This window comes from Sulfurimonas sp., from assembly GCF_041563035.1.
GTDB lineage: Bacteria > Campylobacterota > Campylobacteria > Campylobacterales > Sulfurimonadaceae > Sulfurimonas.
Genome location: NZ_JBFFNS010000037.1, coordinates 1 through 14,759, shown reverse-complemented (window position 1 = coordinate 14,759; position 14,759 = coordinate 1). Strand labels below are relative to the sequence as shown.

The 14,759-nt window shown below is 33.0% G+C and carries 15 protein-coding genes; all 15 read left to right on the top strand.

Features of this window, described 5'->3' with window-relative positions; translation table 11 throughout:
- Positions 1-103: 103 nt before the first annotated feature.
- Positions 104-817 (top strand): zinc ribbon domain-containing protein, encoded by a 714-nt coding sequence (locus ABZC13_RS13790; RefSeq protein ID WP_373005150.1) that lies wholly within the window; start codon positions 104-106, stop codon positions 815-817.
- A gap of 3 nt (positions 818-820) precedes the next feature.
- Entirely contained in the window at positions 821-1,987 is a 1,167-nt protein-coding gene (gene waaA, locus ABZC13_RS13785; protein WP_373005147.1) for a lipid IV(A) 3-deoxy-D-manno-octulosonic acid transferase, read from the top strand.
- A gap of 26 nt (positions 1,988-2,013) precedes the next feature.
- The gene (locus ABZC13_RS13780; RefSeq protein WP_373005144.1) at positions 2,014-2,748 is read left to right on the top strand and encodes a pseudouridine synthase family protein; all 735 of its coding nucleotides are present in this window, start codon (positions 2,014-2,016) and stop codon (positions 2,746-2,748) included.
- A complete protein-coding gene (locus ABZC13_RS13775; RefSeq protein ID WP_373005141.1) occupies positions 2,735-3,685 on the top strand; it encodes a DUF429 domain-containing protein in 951 nt (316 codons plus the stop codon). The genes ABZC13_RS13780 and ABZC13_RS13775 overlap by 14 nt, the downstream gene beginning before the upstream one ends.
- A gap of 77 nt (positions 3,686-3,762) precedes the next feature.
- On the top strand, positions 3,763-5,118 hold the full coding sequence (ffh, locus tag ABZC13_RS13770) for a signal recognition particle protein (protein WP_373005138.1): 1,356 nt from the start codon (positions 3,763-3,765) through the stop codon (positions 5,116-5,118).
- 209 nt (positions 5,119-5,327) lie between these two features.
- Positions 5,328-5,555, top strand: coding sequence for a 30S ribosomal protein S16 (gene rpsP / locus ABZC13_RS13765; RefSeq protein ID WP_373005135.1), 228 nt, complete (start codon positions 5,328-5,330; stop codon positions 5,553-5,555).
- A gap of 2 nt (positions 5,556-5,557) precedes the next feature.
- A complete protein-coding gene (locus ABZC13_RS13760; protein WP_373005132.1) occupies positions 5,558-5,794 on the top strand; it encodes a KH domain-containing protein in 237 nt (78 codons plus the stop codon).
- Complete coding sequence (gene rimM / locus ABZC13_RS13755) at positions 5,778-6,320, top strand: ribosome maturation factor RimM (RefSeq protein WP_373005129.1); 543 nt, start codon at positions 5,778-5,780, stop codon at positions 6,318-6,320. The genes ABZC13_RS13760 and rimM overlap by 17 nt, the downstream gene beginning before the upstream one ends.
- Positions 6,320-7,024: a tRNA (guanosine(37)-N1)-methyltransferase TrmD gene (gene trmD / locus ABZC13_RS13750; protein ID WP_373005126.1), complete on the top strand. Its 705-nt coding sequence runs from the start codon at positions 6,320-6,322 to the stop codon at positions 7,022-7,024. The genes rimM and trmD overlap by 1 nt, the downstream gene beginning before the upstream one ends.
- Positions 7,014-7,373, top strand: a complete 360-nt coding sequence (gene rplS, locus ABZC13_RS13745) for a 50S ribosomal protein L19 (protein WP_373005123.1) — start codon at positions 7,014-7,016, stop codon at positions 7,371-7,373. The genes trmD and rplS overlap by 11 nt, the downstream gene beginning before the upstream one ends.
- A 114-nt stretch (positions 7,374-7,487) precedes the next feature.
- Positions 7,488-8,603: a M20 family metallopeptidase gene (locus ABZC13_RS13740; RefSeq protein WP_373005120.1), complete on the top strand. Its 1,116-nt coding sequence runs from the start codon at positions 7,488-7,490 to the stop codon at positions 8,601-8,603.
- On the top strand, positions 8,604-9,503 hold the full coding sequence (locus ABZC13_RS13735; RefSeq protein WP_373005117.1) for a RimK family alpha-L-glutamate ligase: 900 nt from the start codon (positions 8,604-8,606) through the stop codon (positions 9,501-9,503).
- Between the two features lie 224 nt (positions 9,504-9,727).
- Positions 9,728-10,630 carry a RimK family alpha-L-glutamate ligase gene (locus ABZC13_RS13730; protein WP_373005114.1) on the top strand — a complete coding sequence of 301 codons (903 nt, stop codon included), beginning with the start codon at positions 9,728-9,730 and terminating at the stop codon, positions 10,628-10,630.
- Positions 10,631-10,640: 10 nt separating this feature from the next.
- Positions 10,641-11,966 carry a RimK family alpha-L-glutamate ligase gene (locus tag ABZC13_RS13725; protein ID WP_373005111.1) on the top strand — a complete coding sequence of 442 codons (1,326 nt, stop codon included), beginning with the start codon at positions 10,641-10,643 and terminating at the stop codon, positions 11,964-11,966.
- Between the two features lie 17 nt (positions 11,967-11,983).
- Positions 11,984-14,578 carry a M14 family zinc carboxypeptidase gene (locus tag ABZC13_RS13720; RefSeq protein WP_373005108.1) on the top strand — a complete coding sequence of 865 codons (2,595 nt, stop codon included), beginning with the start codon at positions 11,984-11,986 and terminating at the stop codon, positions 14,576-14,578.
- The last annotated feature ends 181 nt before the right edge of the window (positions 14,579-14,759 follow it).

Below are 14,759 nucleotides of genomic sequence, written 5' to 3'. Positions count from 1 at the left end.
TTTTGCACAAATTTTACACCGTCATTTGAAAATTTTAGGTTTAGAAGCTATAATTTCATCATCAAAGAACCCGTTCACATATATTTAATCCAAAAGGAGACTGATGAACCAGCATCTTAAACAATTAATAGACCTTTCTCGCGTAGATAAAGAGATTGATGCATTTGAGCCTCAAATCGAAGAAGCTAATTCTAAATATGAAGCTGCATTAGCAAAAAAAGAGAGTATTGATACAGATATTGAAAACTTAAGCAATGAAATCAAAGATGAGCAACTTAAAAAGCACAAAAATGAATTGCATTTAGCCGAACTATCTCAAAAATTAGAGGATAATTCTAGAAAAAGTGGTGAAGTGAAAACTGAGCGTGAGATGAAGTCTTTACAGCTTGAAGAAGAGATAGCAAAAGAACAGGTTACTTTCGCAAATGAAGAGATTGAAAGACTTGAAAAAATCATTGAGCTGAAAAAAGAGCAAGTAGAAGCAGCAAAAATTTCACTTTCAGAAATAGATTCAAACCTTGAATCTGTAAAAGCTGAAGTTGATGAAAAATTAGAAGTTATCAATACAGAGAGACAAAAAGTATTTGTTGAAAAAGAGAAACTTCTTGGGACTACAAATCAAAAAGGTTTAGCTTTCTATCAGAAAATCCGTCGTTGGGCTAAAAACACTACTGTTGTAGCTGTTGAAGAGCAAGCTTGTATGGGTTGTCATATGTTAATCAGTGATAAGATCTTAGCAGATGTTATTAAAGCTGAGGAGATTACAACATGTCCGCACTGTGGTCGTATTCTCCATATGGAAGCTTCTGACGAGTAGGGCTTGAAGCCTTTTACGCTCCTCTATTATATTTTAAGTGTCGTGCTATATCTTGTAGCACTTCCACTTTTAGTATACCTCTCATTTAAGCAAAAATACAAAGAATCTATCCCAGCCCGTTTTTTTCTTTTTAAGAATCCGTCATTCAATAGTGAAGATGGAATTTGGTTTCATGTATGCTCACTTGGTGAAGCAAAAGCATTAAAGCCGATTTTAGAACTAGTGCCTGATAGAGATATAAAGATAACAACTGTAACTCATACTGGTCAGGTAGAAGCTAAAAAGTATGATGCAGATGTTAGATATTTACCTTATGAGATGCTACTTCCATTTTGGATGAAAAAGCAAAAACTTCTTGTAGTTTTAGAAGCTGAGTTTTGGTATATGCTTTTTGCAGTTGCAGGGGCTAGAGGTGCAAAAGTTGTACTTTTAAATGCTCGCATCTCAGATAAGAGTGTAAAAAAATATTTACAGTTTGCTTGGTTCTATAAAAAGCTTTTATCAAATGTAGAAGTTATTTATGCTCAGAGTGAAGTTGATAAAAATCGTTTCTTAGCATTGGGTGCAAAAAACATTGAGGTTATTGGAAACATAAAGTTAGCCGGTAAAATCACTAAGACAAAAGAGTATGAGAAGCCACTTAAAGAGTGTATAGTCGCAGGAAGTACACATGAGGGTGAAGAAGAGTCAATACTAAAATCATTTGTAGAGTATAAAAAACAAGTAGATGCAAAATTAATAGTCGTTCCAAGACATCCTGAGAGATTTGAGAGTGTTTATTCGCTAATGAAAAATTATGCTGATAAAAACTCTTTAACTCTTTCAAGATTCTCAGAAGCTCAAAACTTTGAGACAGATTTGATTTTAGTAGATGCAATGGGTGAACTCAACAACATGTATGCTATTAGTGACATAGCTATAGTTGGTGGTGCATTTAGAGAAGATGTCGGTGGACACAATCCACTGGAACCTGCCTTCTTTGGATGCAAGATAATTACAGGTAAGCATTTTCATGATCAAAAAGAGCTTTTCAAATATGTACATCATGTACAGTATGTTGAATCAGATGAGATTCACAAAGCACTTTTGGCTACAAAAGATTTACCGGTATCTATGGTTGAAGAGAAGATAAACTTAGAGCCTGTAGTAAACAAAATATTAGAAGTATAAAAAATAAATTTAAAGGAGCCTACTTAATGTCAAAAGAAAAAGCATATAAGATACTGGCAATTCAAGAGGGCGTTTCAAACTCTCAAGCTAAATCAATGATAGATCGTGGTTTAGCATATGTTGGAAACAAAAAAGTAATGATCGCTCGTGGAGAGCTGGACGCTAAAACTATCTTCAGAGTTCAAAAAGTAGAGAAGATTAAACCTATCTTTGAAAATGATGAGATCATTGTAGTCGATAAACCGGCATTCATAAACTCTGATGAGCTGGAGAGACAGTTTAAGCCTGCTGTGCTTCTGCATAGACTTGACCGTGAAACAAGTGGAGTGCTAATGCTTGTTAAAGATGAAGAGTTTAGACAAAAAGCCATTAAAGAGTTTAAAAAAGATAATGTATACAAAGAGTATATTGCATGGGTTGAGGGAATAATAAGTGAACCTGTAGAAGTTGATAAACCGATTTTAACTCAGAAAAAAAATAATAAAGCTTACTCAAATGTTTCTGGGAAAGGTAAACCTGCAAGAACAGAGTTTTTCCCAGATTTAGTAAGTGCTAATAAAACAAAAATCAAGTGTATTATTCACCATGGTAGAACACATCAGATTAGAACACACCTTCGTTATATTGATCATCCGATTATTGGAGATGAACAGTATGGAGGAAGACGTGCTAAGAGAGTAATGCTACATGCTTATAAAGTAAGATTACTTGGTATGGAATTTGTAGCACCTGAGCCTAAAGTATTTGTTGACTTCCAATAGTGTATATATAGGAGTTGATTTAGCTTGGGGAGATAAAAATCTCTCAGGCTTTTGTGTGTTGGTTCCTTATAAAAATAGTTTAAAAATTATAGATATTAAACTATTAAAATCTATAGATGATATAGTCTATGAGATACAAAAGTATCATGAGTATAAAGTATATATAGGTCTTGATGCTCCACTCTTAGTTCCTAATAAAGATGGAAATAGAGAGTGTGAAAAACTTTTTAATAAAGATTTTGCAAAGTATAAAATCTCTATGCTTCCCGTAAATAGAACCATCCTGACAAAATACAATTCAAATATAAGAAGTGAAGTCTTATATAAAAGACTCATTGAAGATGGATATAAAAGAGATTATAACTCTGATAAAGTTATATATGAAGTCTATCCCCACTCGACAATAGCCATGCTGTTTAACAATCACAAAATTTTGCCATATAAAAGAAAAAAAGGTAGAGATGTTGGATTTGTAAGAGAACAAATTGATATCTATAAAAAATATTTAGCAAAAGTTGTTTCTCCACATAAGATACTAAAGAGTGACGTAGCTACTTTAAGAGGACAAGGTCTAAAAGATTTTGAGGACATATTAGATTCTATTACCTGCGCATACACCATCCACTTTTGTCAAAACAACGAAGCAAGGTTTTACAAAGTTGATGATGAAGATATTTTTGTAACTCCGATAAGTCCTTGGAAAGTATATGTATTAAAGTGTGCAGATGAGACACTTTATACAGGAGTAACAACGCACTTAAAGCGAAGAGTGAACGAGCATAACACATCAAATGTTGGTGCAAAATATACAAGAAATAGAAGACCTGTAGAGCTTATTTACTTTGAAAATTGTGATGATAAAGTAGAAGCTATGAAGAGAGAATATGCCATAAAACAACTCTCACGTAAAGAGAAACTAAAATTGGTAGATGTTTAGTTTACAAGATTAAATAAACCAAAAGTCCTACTCTGCTATAATTCGCAAAATATTATATAAACTATATAAGGTACTTCATGTTTGATACATTGACAAATTCATTTACAGCTGCTATAAAAAAGATTCGTACATTTGATGATGATAAGGCACTGACAAAAGCGCTGAATGAGTTGAAAAAATCACTCTTAAAAGCAGATGTAAACCATAATGTCGTAAAAGATTTAATAGCTAAAGTTCAGATAGAGACTAGAAAAAACGGTATCGGCAAAGATCAGTTTTTAGATGCACTTAGAGCAACTCTTTATGAACTACTTGAAGTTGGTGGAAACAAAGGTTTTACTTTTGCTCCAAATCCTCCGACTATAATCCTTATGACAGGACTTCAAGGATCAGGTAAGACTACAACTACTGGTAAACTTGCGAATTATTTGAAAAATAAGCAGAAAAAAGTTCTTATTGTTGCAGCCGATTTACAGCGTTTAGCAGCAGTTGAACAACTTCGTCAGATAACTACTCAGATAGAAGTAGAACTTTATGAAGATGAAGCTACAAAAAATCCGGTAGAAGTAGTGACAGGAGCGCTTGCTAAGGCAAACAATGGAATCTATGATGTTGTGCTTATAGATACAGCCGGTCGTTTAGCTATTGATGATGAACTGATGGATGAGCTTGAGGCTGTTAAAAAAGCTGCTAATCCAAGTGAGATCTTTTATGTAGCTGATTCAATGACTGGTCAAGACGCTGTAAGAACAGCTTCTACATTTAAAGAGAAGATTGGCATCGATGGTGTTATCCTTTCAAAATATGATGGTGATTCTAAAGGTGGTGTAGCCCTAGGTCTTTCATCTCAAGTTCAAGTTCCACTTCGTTTCATTGGTAGCGGTGAGAAGATGGAAGACTTAGAAGTTTTCTTACCTGATCGTGTTGTAAACCGTCTTATGGGCTTTGGTGATATTGAAGGTCTTGCTGAAAAAACTGCAGGCGCAATTGATGAACAACAAGCTAAAAAACTTACTAAAAAGATTCAAAAAGGTAAGTTTAACTTCAATGACTTTTTAGAACAGATGGAAAGTATGAAGAAAATGGGTAGTATGAAATCTCTTATGGGAATGATTCCAGGAATGGGAAATATGTCAAAGGCTCTTAAAGACTTTGATATGGAAAATTCAAGCGAATTAAAAAATATTAAATCAATGGTTTCTTCTATGACACTAAAAGAGAGAGAAAACCCGGATCTACTTAATAACTCTCGTAAGGGAAGAATCGCAAAAGGTTGTGGTTTAGAAATTGTAGAGATTAACCGAATGATAAAACAGTTTAAAAATGCCGGTAAGATGGCTAAGAAATTTTCAGGTAAAAATGGAATGAAAGATCTTCAATCAATGATGGGTCAAATGAGTGGTCCTGGTGGTATGGGAGCAATTCCTAGATAGAGTAAATGTCAACAGCTTTACATTTAAGCTGTGACTCGCTATAATTCCGAATCGTTTAACTTCTGAAATAATCCCTCTGTGATTAGAAGGTATCTTGACTTTCAAGATATAAGACGCCAAAAGGCGGTAAGAGGCACAATAAAACTACATTAGTATATTTTATTCTGCAAAAAAACCTCCAAAATTTTTTATTTAAACAAGGAAAACAAATGACAGTAATTAGACTTACTCGTATGGGAAGAAAAAAACAACCATTTTATCGTATAGCTGTAACAGATAGCCGCAAACGTAGAGATGGTGGTTGGATTGAACTAATTGGACACTATAATCCAATGGTAGCTGAGAAAACTTTAGTTGTTGACAACGAAAGATTAGATTACTGGTTAAGCGTTGGTGCTAAAATGAGTGATCGTGTTAAAAAGATAACTGGCCGTTAGTCATGATTTCTGAATTTGTCGCTCAGTTTGCGAAGCTTATAGCAACTTATCCTGATGATATAAAAGTGCAAACAAAAGAGAGTGATGAAATTACTGAAATAGTTCTTTATGCTAATCAAGCCGATGTCGGTAAATTGATTGGCAAAGAGGGCAAAATGATTGGTGCAATTAAAACTGTAATATCTGGCTGTAAAGCAAAAGATGGCGTAAGCTATAGAATTAATGTCGAACCAATCTAAAGAACAAAGACTTCACATTGCTACTATCGGCAAAACTGTCGGTATAAAAGGTGATATGAAATTTCATATCCATTGTGATTTCCCGGAACAATTTCAAAAAAACTCCACATTTTTGACAAATAGAAATAACACTATTACTCTAGGTGATGTAAATCATGAAAGAGGCCTTATAAAAATAGCTGGTATTAACACTATCGAAGATGCAAAAAAGTTTACAAATGTAAAACTCTATACAACCAAGGAAGAGACGAGAAAAAACTGCCATCTAGAAGAGGGTGAGTTTTTCTGGTTTGATCTGGAAGATTGTGAAGTTTACGAAGATGGAAAGCTTTTGGGTGTTGTAAATGAAGTTGAACGTATCACAATTAGTAATTATCTGAATGTTAAAACAAGTGATGAGCTTGTTAATGGAGGCTCTGCAAAGAGTTTTTTAATCCCTTTTCATAAGCCATTTATTTTAAATACAGATATTGATAAAAAGATTATCACCGTTAGCGGTGCAATGGATATTTTAGAAGCTTCTTAATGACTTTTACTTTTGTAACTCTATTTCAAAATATAGTAGAGGGATATTTTTGTGATTCTATCCTAAAACGTGCAATTGATAAAGAGATTTTAAATATAAACTATTTAGACCCTCGAGAGTTTAGTGATAACAAGCATTCTAAAGTTGATGATACAGCAGTTGGTGGTGGTGCCGGTATGGTTATGAACCCTCAACCGCTCTTTGAGTCTCTGAGTAAACTTAGAAAGCAAGATGAATATGTTCATATTATTTTTTTAACTCCTGTTGCAAAACCTTTTGTGCAGAGTGATGCAAAAAGATTAGCAAAAAAATCTCATATAGCTTTCGTTAGCGGAAGATATGAAGGGATTGATGAGAGAGTCATTGAAGAGTTCGCTGATGAAGTTTTCTCGATAGGTGATTATATATTAACTGGCGGAGAGTTACCTTCACTTGTTATGTGTGATGCTATTTCTAGAAATGTAGAAGGTGTACTTGGCAATAGTGAGTCGCTAAGTATTGAGAGTTTTGAAACGCCTTTATTAGAGGCACCATCTTTCTCTAAACCCAAAGATTTCCAAAGTTGTTCTGTTCCATCAGAATATTTAAAGGGAAATCATAGTAAAATTCGCTCACTTAAATTAGCCTTGTCTGAATGTAAGACTAAATTCTTCAGGCCAGAGCAGCTTTTAAAGCATAGAACAAGGAAATCTTATGAGAAATAAGTACATAGAAAACTTTGAAAAAGCACAAACAGCTGAGAAAACTCTTCCAGAATTTCGTGCTGGTGATACTGTTCGTTTAGCAGTAACTATTAAAGAGGGTGACAAAACTCGTGTACAAAGCTACGAGGGTGTTTGTATAGCAAAACGTGGTCAAGGTACAGGTAAAACTATTACTGTACGTAAAATTGGTGCTAACGGTGTTGGTATTGAAAGAATTTTCCCAATTTACTCTGACTCAATTAATGAGATAACAGTTATTCGTCGCGGTCGTGTTCGTCGTGCAAAACTATTTTATCTTCGTGATCTTGCTGGTAAAAAAGCTCGTATCAAAGAACTTAGAAGAAAATAATCTTCTAAGTCTCTACACTTCACCCCTCCCAAATAATAAATACCATTCTTTTTTACAAAATTTAAATAAATATATAGTACAATCAATCTAGTTCGTATAGAAATTAGGAGTTGAATGAGCTATTTAAATGATTTAAACACAATTGTTAATATAAACTCGTACACTAAAAATAAACAGGGTGTAGACAGGGTTGGAGAAATTTTCGATAAATGGTTTGAAGAGTTAGGTTTTGAAGTAAATATTTATGATAGAGAACTTATTGGTAATCATAGACATTATACTTCGCAACATGACAAAACTGCAAAAAAATTACTACTGCTTGGGCATCTAGACACAGTATTCCCACCAAATGAATTTGAAGAATACTCTGAGGATGAAGAGTGGATTTACGGACCTGGTGTATGTGACATGAAAGGTGGAAATATTGTTGCACTACAGGCTTTAAGAGAACTAAAAAAGAAAAATTGTGAAATAAAAAATATAGATATTCTTTTCGTAAGCGATGAAGAAACAGGTAGCGATGATTCTAAGCATCTAACTGCAAAGTTGGCATCTGAATATGACTACTGTTTTGTTTATGAAGCAGCTGGACAAGATATGGAAGTTGTCACAGGTAGAAAAGGTGTAGGTACTTTTTTTATAGATATAACAGGTAAAGCAGCTCATGCAGGAAATAGCTATATACACGGTTATGATGCAAACTTGGAAGCTTCTTACAAACTACAAGAATTGGTTAAATTAACAGACTTAGAAAAAGGGACAACTGTTAATGTTGGAAAAATCAATGGTGGTATTGGAGCAAATACAATATCTCCTTCTGCTAATATGGTTTTTGAACTTAGATACAAAAATTCAGAGGAACGTGATAGAGTCTTAAATAGCATAGATGGGATAGTTAAAAAATCTTTTGTAAATGGGACCATTTCACAACTTAGAGGCGGTATTCAAAGAGATGTGATGCAAACAAGTGAAGATTCACTTAATTTGATAAAAAATATAGAAGAGATTACTTTTTCTACTTTAAAATCAGAAGAGAGAGGTGGAGTAAGTGACGCTAATACTGTCAGTTCATGTGGTGTTGTTACATTAGATGGCTTTGGACCATTTGGTGATGGGGATCATACCATTCATGAAAGAGCTTCTAAGGAAAGTTTTGAGAGCAGAATAGAGTTGAGTGAAAAATTATTTACTTATTTTGTGAAAAATTCAGATTTTAAAAAGGGAAATTAAATGTCAAATAGAAAAATTGGAATGTGGCTTTATAGTAATAGCGGTGGGGATAAGATTGGCAATAAAATTATCAAAAAACTTAAAGAGAGAGACATTGATACTCTAAATAATGTAAATCTTAGACACGCAATTGCTAATAATGGAAATATACTTTTTGAAGGTACAAAACTAAATAAATTAGATCTATTTTTCTCTTATAATGCAGGTGAACAGACTCAATACCAAATGTATTTATATCAAGCGCTAAACAGAGTTATTCCAATGATCAACTCCTATGAATCTTTCGCTTTAACTGAAGATAAATTTCATACATCATTCGTACTAAGGAACAAAGGTATTCAGACAGCTGATTATAAACTTTGTCATAGAGATGATGGACATCAGCTTAAAAAAATCATCAAAAAATGGGATAAGATGGTTTACAAACCAACAGATGGCTGGGGTGGAGTAGGTCTTACAAAAATAGAAAGTGAAGCAAACCTTGATATGTTACTTCCATTTTTAAATCAGATGGATTTGAGATATTTTTATGTAGAGAAATTTATAAAATATGATAATACAGACTTTAGAGTAGATATAGTAAATGGTGAGTTTGTAAGTTGTTATGGAAGAAAAGCTAGTAAAACTGATTGGAGAACAAATGTTACTAGTGGTGGATCAGTATTTGTAAGAGAAGCAAATGATGAGATAATTAAAATAGCGAAAAAAGCATGTAAAGCCTGTGGTGTTGATATCGGTGGTGTTGATATTATTTATGATTTAGAAAAAGAAAAATATATAGTACTTGAAGTTAATGGTATTCCTGCATTTGCAACTCCTGAGCAAGAAAAAATGGGACTTAACTTTAATGATAAAAAGATTGATTTGATAGTTGATTTAATAGATAAGAAAACTAAATAATTAAATATACTTTTATTTTTTAAAGATAAGTTAAGTAGTTAATAAATATGATTAAAAAATATTATAAGGCGGTAGTTTGAAAATAGTGTTATATCTTTCACAATTAGTGTGTAAATAGTAAGTAAACTTAAATCTGAATTCCTAATTTTAAACATTGAATAGATTTTTGCAAAAATATTTACTTTTTGCGAATAGGTCAGTGTTTAAGTAAAAGGAATACAGAGATGGCGAATAGAACAGTTGGCATTTGGATGTATGGTAACAGTGGTGGTAGTGTCATTGAAAAAAAAATAGTTGAACAACTAAAAGAACGAGATATTGATGTGGAGACAGACTTAAATCTTCGTTTTGCAAAAGGCTCTCAAGAAGGAATCATCTGTAATAATATTAATATGTTAGAACTAGATTTGTTCTTTTCATATAATGCAGGTGAACAAACTAAAACTCAAACATATATGTATGAAACAATAAGTAGATACATAACTACAGTAAATAGCTATGAAGCATTTACTCTCTCAGAAGATAAATTCAAGTCTAATATAGCACTAAGCCGTGCCGGAATAGAAACATCAAATTTTTTTATATGTCATAGAGAAGCACCTGAATACATGGTTGAAAAGTTTAAAGAGTGGAGAAAATTAGTATTTAAACCAATTGATGGTTGGGGCGGCAGTGGTATGGCATTGTTGGAGTCATGTAAAAGTTTAGATACATTGATTCCATTTCTCAATCAAACAGATATACGACACATATATTTAGAAAAATTTATAGATTATGATTTTACAGATTTCCGTATTGATATAGTTGATGGTGAATTTATTTCATGCTATGGTAGAAAAGCAAGTGAAAGAGAGTGGCGAACAAATATCTCTAGCGGTGGTAGTATTATTCTTCGTGAGGCAAATGATGAGATAATAGATATAGCAAAAGCTGCAACAAAAGCTTTAGGCCTTGATATAGCAGGTGTTGATATTCTATACGATAGAGAGCATGAACAATACATAGTACTTGAAGTCAATGGAATACCAGCATTTGCAACACCAGATCAAGAAAAAATGGGACTTGATTTTAATGACAAAAAGATTGATAAGATAGTGGAGTTGATAGATAGAAAAAGTAAATATTAAAGGCTGAAAAATGGTAAAAAAGCACAACCTTCCAAAATTAGGATTTTTATATTTAGACTATGTTTTAAGATTTTTTGATTATAGTAATTTCAAGGGCTGGCCTGATAAAATCGAGGCAGTTACATATCACTGGAAAAATGATAGAGAGAGGTTTATCAAAGAAGTCAAAAGAAAAAAGATTGATGTTTTAGTTGGTAATATTCCGGCAACCGCATATGAAACCTTTAAAGAGATAGCAAAAGAACTTCCAAATGTTAGGTTTATTCCGTCTATAGAAACTCAATTTTCTAATAAATCTAAAGAAAATGTAACTTTATTTTGCCAGAAGTATGATATTCAAACTCCAAAAACTATAATAACATATAGCGAAGATAAGGCAGACTCATATTTTAAAAGTTGTCATTACCCTCAGATAATCAAAAGAAGTTATGGTCCTTCTAATTATGGAGGATACTATGTTCATAAAGTAGATAATTATCAAGAGGCTAAAGAGTTATTAGGTAAGAAAAACTATAAACCTGTATATTCACAAGATGCAATACCGCTAAAAGATAGTGGAGATATCCGCGTTATGCTTATAGGACATAAGCCAATTTGTGCATTTTGGAGATACTCTGGAATAGGGGAGTGGATTACAAATACTTCACAGGGTGGCAGTATGAGTTATGAGAATATTCCAATGAGTGCACTTGAACTTGCTGTAAAAGCTTCAAAAGCTGCAAAAGCAGAGTATTGGGCTTGTGATATAGCAATTGATGAAAATACAAATGAGGCATATATGTTAGAGTGCGCCACAGCATTTGCCGCATTCCCTTATGTACGAGATTGGATAGGACAATATATAATGTGGGATTTAAGCGCTGGAAAGTTTCGATTGCCTCACGTACCTCTTTTTTCTTGGGAAGAATTAGGAAAAATGAATCCATCAGTTTTAAGAACTATAAGACAGCTTTATTTTGCTCAATATGAACCATCAGTTGATGGAACTTATTGGTTGGAAGATAAAGGTAATTTTGACATGGAACTTACTGATGAGTCAAATCTTGACGATATCCCTGCATCTATAAAACCACCAATTAACGAAGACAAGCTTCCCCAAATGCTAAAAACTTATGAAAACGAAGTAGCATCTGAAATAAATGAAAAGAGCCTGTATAGTCTAGTAAATGTCTCACTAACAGAGCTTATGACGCTCGAAGGTATGGAAGAAGATGTTGCCGTAAAAATAAAAGAATTGGCACAAGATGGCATTATTAGCACACTTAAAGACTTAAGTGAGTATCATTTCACTTACAAAGAGCAAGTTAGTCACTGGGCTAAATCTTTTAACAACTAATTTTTTAAGGTAACAATTTGAGACAACAGTATAGTTCTTACGACGAGTGTGTAGATTTTTTTAAACAAGCACAAATATCTAATCCAGATCTTTTCAAAGTGGAATCTATAGGTAAAACTTGGGAAGATAGGGATATTATTGCCGTAAGTATTACAAAAAATATAGATACACATTTAGAAAAACCAGCACTTTTTTATACAGGAACTATTCACGCTAGGGAGTGGATAGGGATTGAGCTTAGCCTTAGTTTTGCAAAATATATATTAGATCATATTGATTACGACCCTCAACTTAATGCTATTTTAGATAGAGCAACACTTTACATGGTTCCTTGTGCAAATCCGGATGGGTTTGAGTATTCAAGAAATCACTTCTCATTTTGGAGAAAAAACAGAAGAAAAAATGCAGATGGAAGTTTTGGAGTTGATTTAAACAGAAACTTCTCTATAGGCTTTACTCCAAATAAAGATACAACCTCAAATGTTTACTCTGGTCCAAGTGCTTTTAGTGAACCTGAAACAGCGTCACTGAGAGATTTCTTTACTTCCCATAATAATATAACTATAGCACTTGACTATCATTCGCAAGGAAATGTTTTTTTTCCTGCGCATAACTTTATACATGAAGATGCAATAGATGCAGTTGATTTAAATCTTTTAGCATCTAATATGGCTGAAGAGATTAGAAAAGAGTCCGGTCGTGAATATGGTGTTCATATGGGCAAGCCTCCAGTGCATTTGATTTCAGGAAGCGGTAGAGAATTTTACTATGGACAGGGTGCATTGTCATTAGTAGTAGAAGTAGGAACTAGAAATATAAGTGATTACAAAGAGCATATGAGTGAGAATATAGAAGAAAATATTCCGGCACTTATATTTGCTCTTTCTGAAGTAAACAATTATAAAAAAGAAAATGCACTCTTTAGAGTTGAAAATTTTATTGCAACGAAAGTTGGTTCTAGAGAAGTTGAACTTAAATGGGATTATCCTGATGATGAAACTGTGTATTTTGAAATATACCGTTCACGTACTAAAAAAGGTTTTGCTCAAGCTTCAAATAGAATTGGTATGACAAAATTAAAAACTTATGAAGACAAAAACTTAAGAGCATCTACTAATTACTACTATTATGTAAGAGCAGTATGTAAAAAAAGAAATATCAAATCTCCATATGCACAAGTTCTTGGTGTAAGAACACAACCATTAGAAAATATGTTTTCAAAAATTTTATATCCTCTAGCAGATAAAATCGGCTATGTTGGGGAAAAAACTAAAAAGAATACAGAGCATTTTGGAAATAATTCTATGTTTGTAGGTATTTCTGAAAGCAAGGGTGAATGTTTTGGTGTTTGTGGATTTTCTTTATCTACAATACCACAAAATGCAATTATAACAAGTGCTTCAATCTCTTTTTACCCTATGAATAGAGTCTCTGTTCAAGTTGAGAGTTATGGAGAGTGGAGAGTTGGACAGATAGATGAAAGAACCATAGACAGTATTAGTAGTTTTGAAGATATTAAGAATGCTAAAACACTGAGTTATATAGATAGACCAACAGGTTCTGCTCAATTATCTCAAGGTATCTGGAGAACGTATAAATTTGCAGCACAAGAAATAGCTGTTTTACAAAAATCACTAGCTCGCTCAGAAGCTCTATTTAAATTTGAAGGGCCATCATCACTACCATTAGATCGTGCTTCTCAACTTATGCAGTGGGATATAGGCTATGGAAAATTTAGTGGAGGACTTACATATAGACCAAAATTAGATATATCATATACTGTTAATGAAGCTAAACTTGAACTTCAATCATCAAAAGAGTTTACAGCTTTAGAGAATAAAATATTAGAAAATGAATTAGTAGCAGGATACGACAAAGATGGAAATAAAAAATATTCTTGTATAGAGTTTGATCTTTCTCAATGGCCCGAAATGGATAACACCGTAATATCAAGCGCATATATAGAGATAGATGCTATTAATATAAACTCAACTAATACCCTTCGTTTTCATATAGAGATGGTTAAGCCTTGTGAAGGTGAAAGAACATATGAAAAAATTAAAGCAAGAGAGATCATTGAAAGAATAGGTTATGATGTAAGTGTATCTGATATTAAATCAGAACCTAAACAAAGATTTGTATTTGATACATATGCTATAAATGAAATGGTAGAAAACATAGAGAAAGACTATAAGGCTGTATTTGTAATATCTGCTTCATCACATAAAGCTCTCTCAAAGAATCAGGATGTTACTTTTATGGATGACAAGAGGCTTAAAAGACCTTCTTTAACAATCAACTATATAAAAAAGCGTCGTAATGCACCAGCAAAAGTTGAAAATCTAAGACATAGTATTGAAAGTAATGTTATAAAACTAGAGTGGGATATACCGGATGATGATGGATATAGTGGAGTAATAGTAGTAAAAAATCCTTTTAGAGTTCCTTGTTCACCATATGATGGACAAAAGCTTTACGGAGGAACAGATAACTATACGTATGACAATTTTGGTGACACCAGTGTTCACAAGTATTATGCTGTTTTCTCTTATGATGATGTTCCAAATTTTTCAGATTCTGTTTTTATAGAACTAAACCCAAAAGAAAAATAGAGAGCTTAGGCTGTCAATATTTACAGAAAAAGGAAGTTTTTAAAACTTCCCAACCGATTAAGAAACTTCTAAGCAACAACCCCCTATAATTCCCATCCACAAACAAAGAGACCTTGTTTAAAAGGCCTGGAGAGACTTCGAGTTGAAGCTTTTGAGATTGTTTGAGATCATTGAAAACTAA

Excerpts from the sequence above, each read along its gene's own strand:
- rplS (WP_373005123.1), top strand. The coding sequence starts at position 7,014 with ATGAGAAATAAGTACATAGAAAACTTTGAAAAAGCACAAACAGCTGAG.
- ABZC13_RS13790 (WP_373005150.1), top strand. The coding sequence starts at position 104 with ATGAACCAGCATCTTAAACAATTAATAGACCTTTCTCGCGTAGATAAA.
- rpsP (WP_373005135.1), top strand. The coding sequence starts at position 5,328 with ATGACAGTAATTAGACTTACTCGTATGGGAAGAAAAAAACAACCATTT.
- ABZC13_RS13735 (WP_373005117.1), top strand. The coding sequence starts at position 8,604 with ATGTCAAATAGAAAAATTGGAATGTGGCTTTATAGTAATAGCGGTGGG.
- ABZC13_RS13725 (WP_373005111.1), top strand. The coding sequence starts at position 10,641 with ATGGTAAAAAAGCACAACCTTCCAAAATTAGGATTTTTATATTTAGAC.
- trmD (WP_373005126.1), top strand. The coding sequence starts at position 6,320 with ATGACTTTTACTTTTGTAACTCTATTTCAAAATATAGTAGAGGGATAT.
- ABZC13_RS13730 (WP_373005114.1), top strand. The coding sequence starts at position 9,728 with ATGGCGAATAGAACAGTTGGCATTTGGATGTATGGTAACAGTGGTGGT.
- ABZC13_RS13760 (WP_373005132.1), top strand. The coding sequence starts at position 5,558 with ATGATTTCTGAATTTGTCGCTCAGTTTGCGAAGCTTATAGCAACTTAT.
- ABZC13_RS13780 (WP_373005144.1), top strand. The coding sequence starts at position 2,014 with ATGTCAAAAGAAAAAGCATATAAGATACTGGCAATTCAAGAGGGCGTT.
- ABZC13_RS13740 (WP_373005120.1), top strand. The coding sequence starts at position 7,488 with ATGAGCTATTTAAATGATTTAAACACAATTGTTAATATAAACTCGTAC.
- rimM (WP_373005129.1), top strand. The coding sequence starts at position 5,778 with ATGTCGAACCAATCTAAAGAACAAAGACTTCACATTGCTACTATCGGC.
- ffh (WP_373005138.1), top strand. The coding sequence starts at position 3,763 with ATGTTTGATACATTGACAAATTCATTTACAGCTGCTATAAAAAAGATT.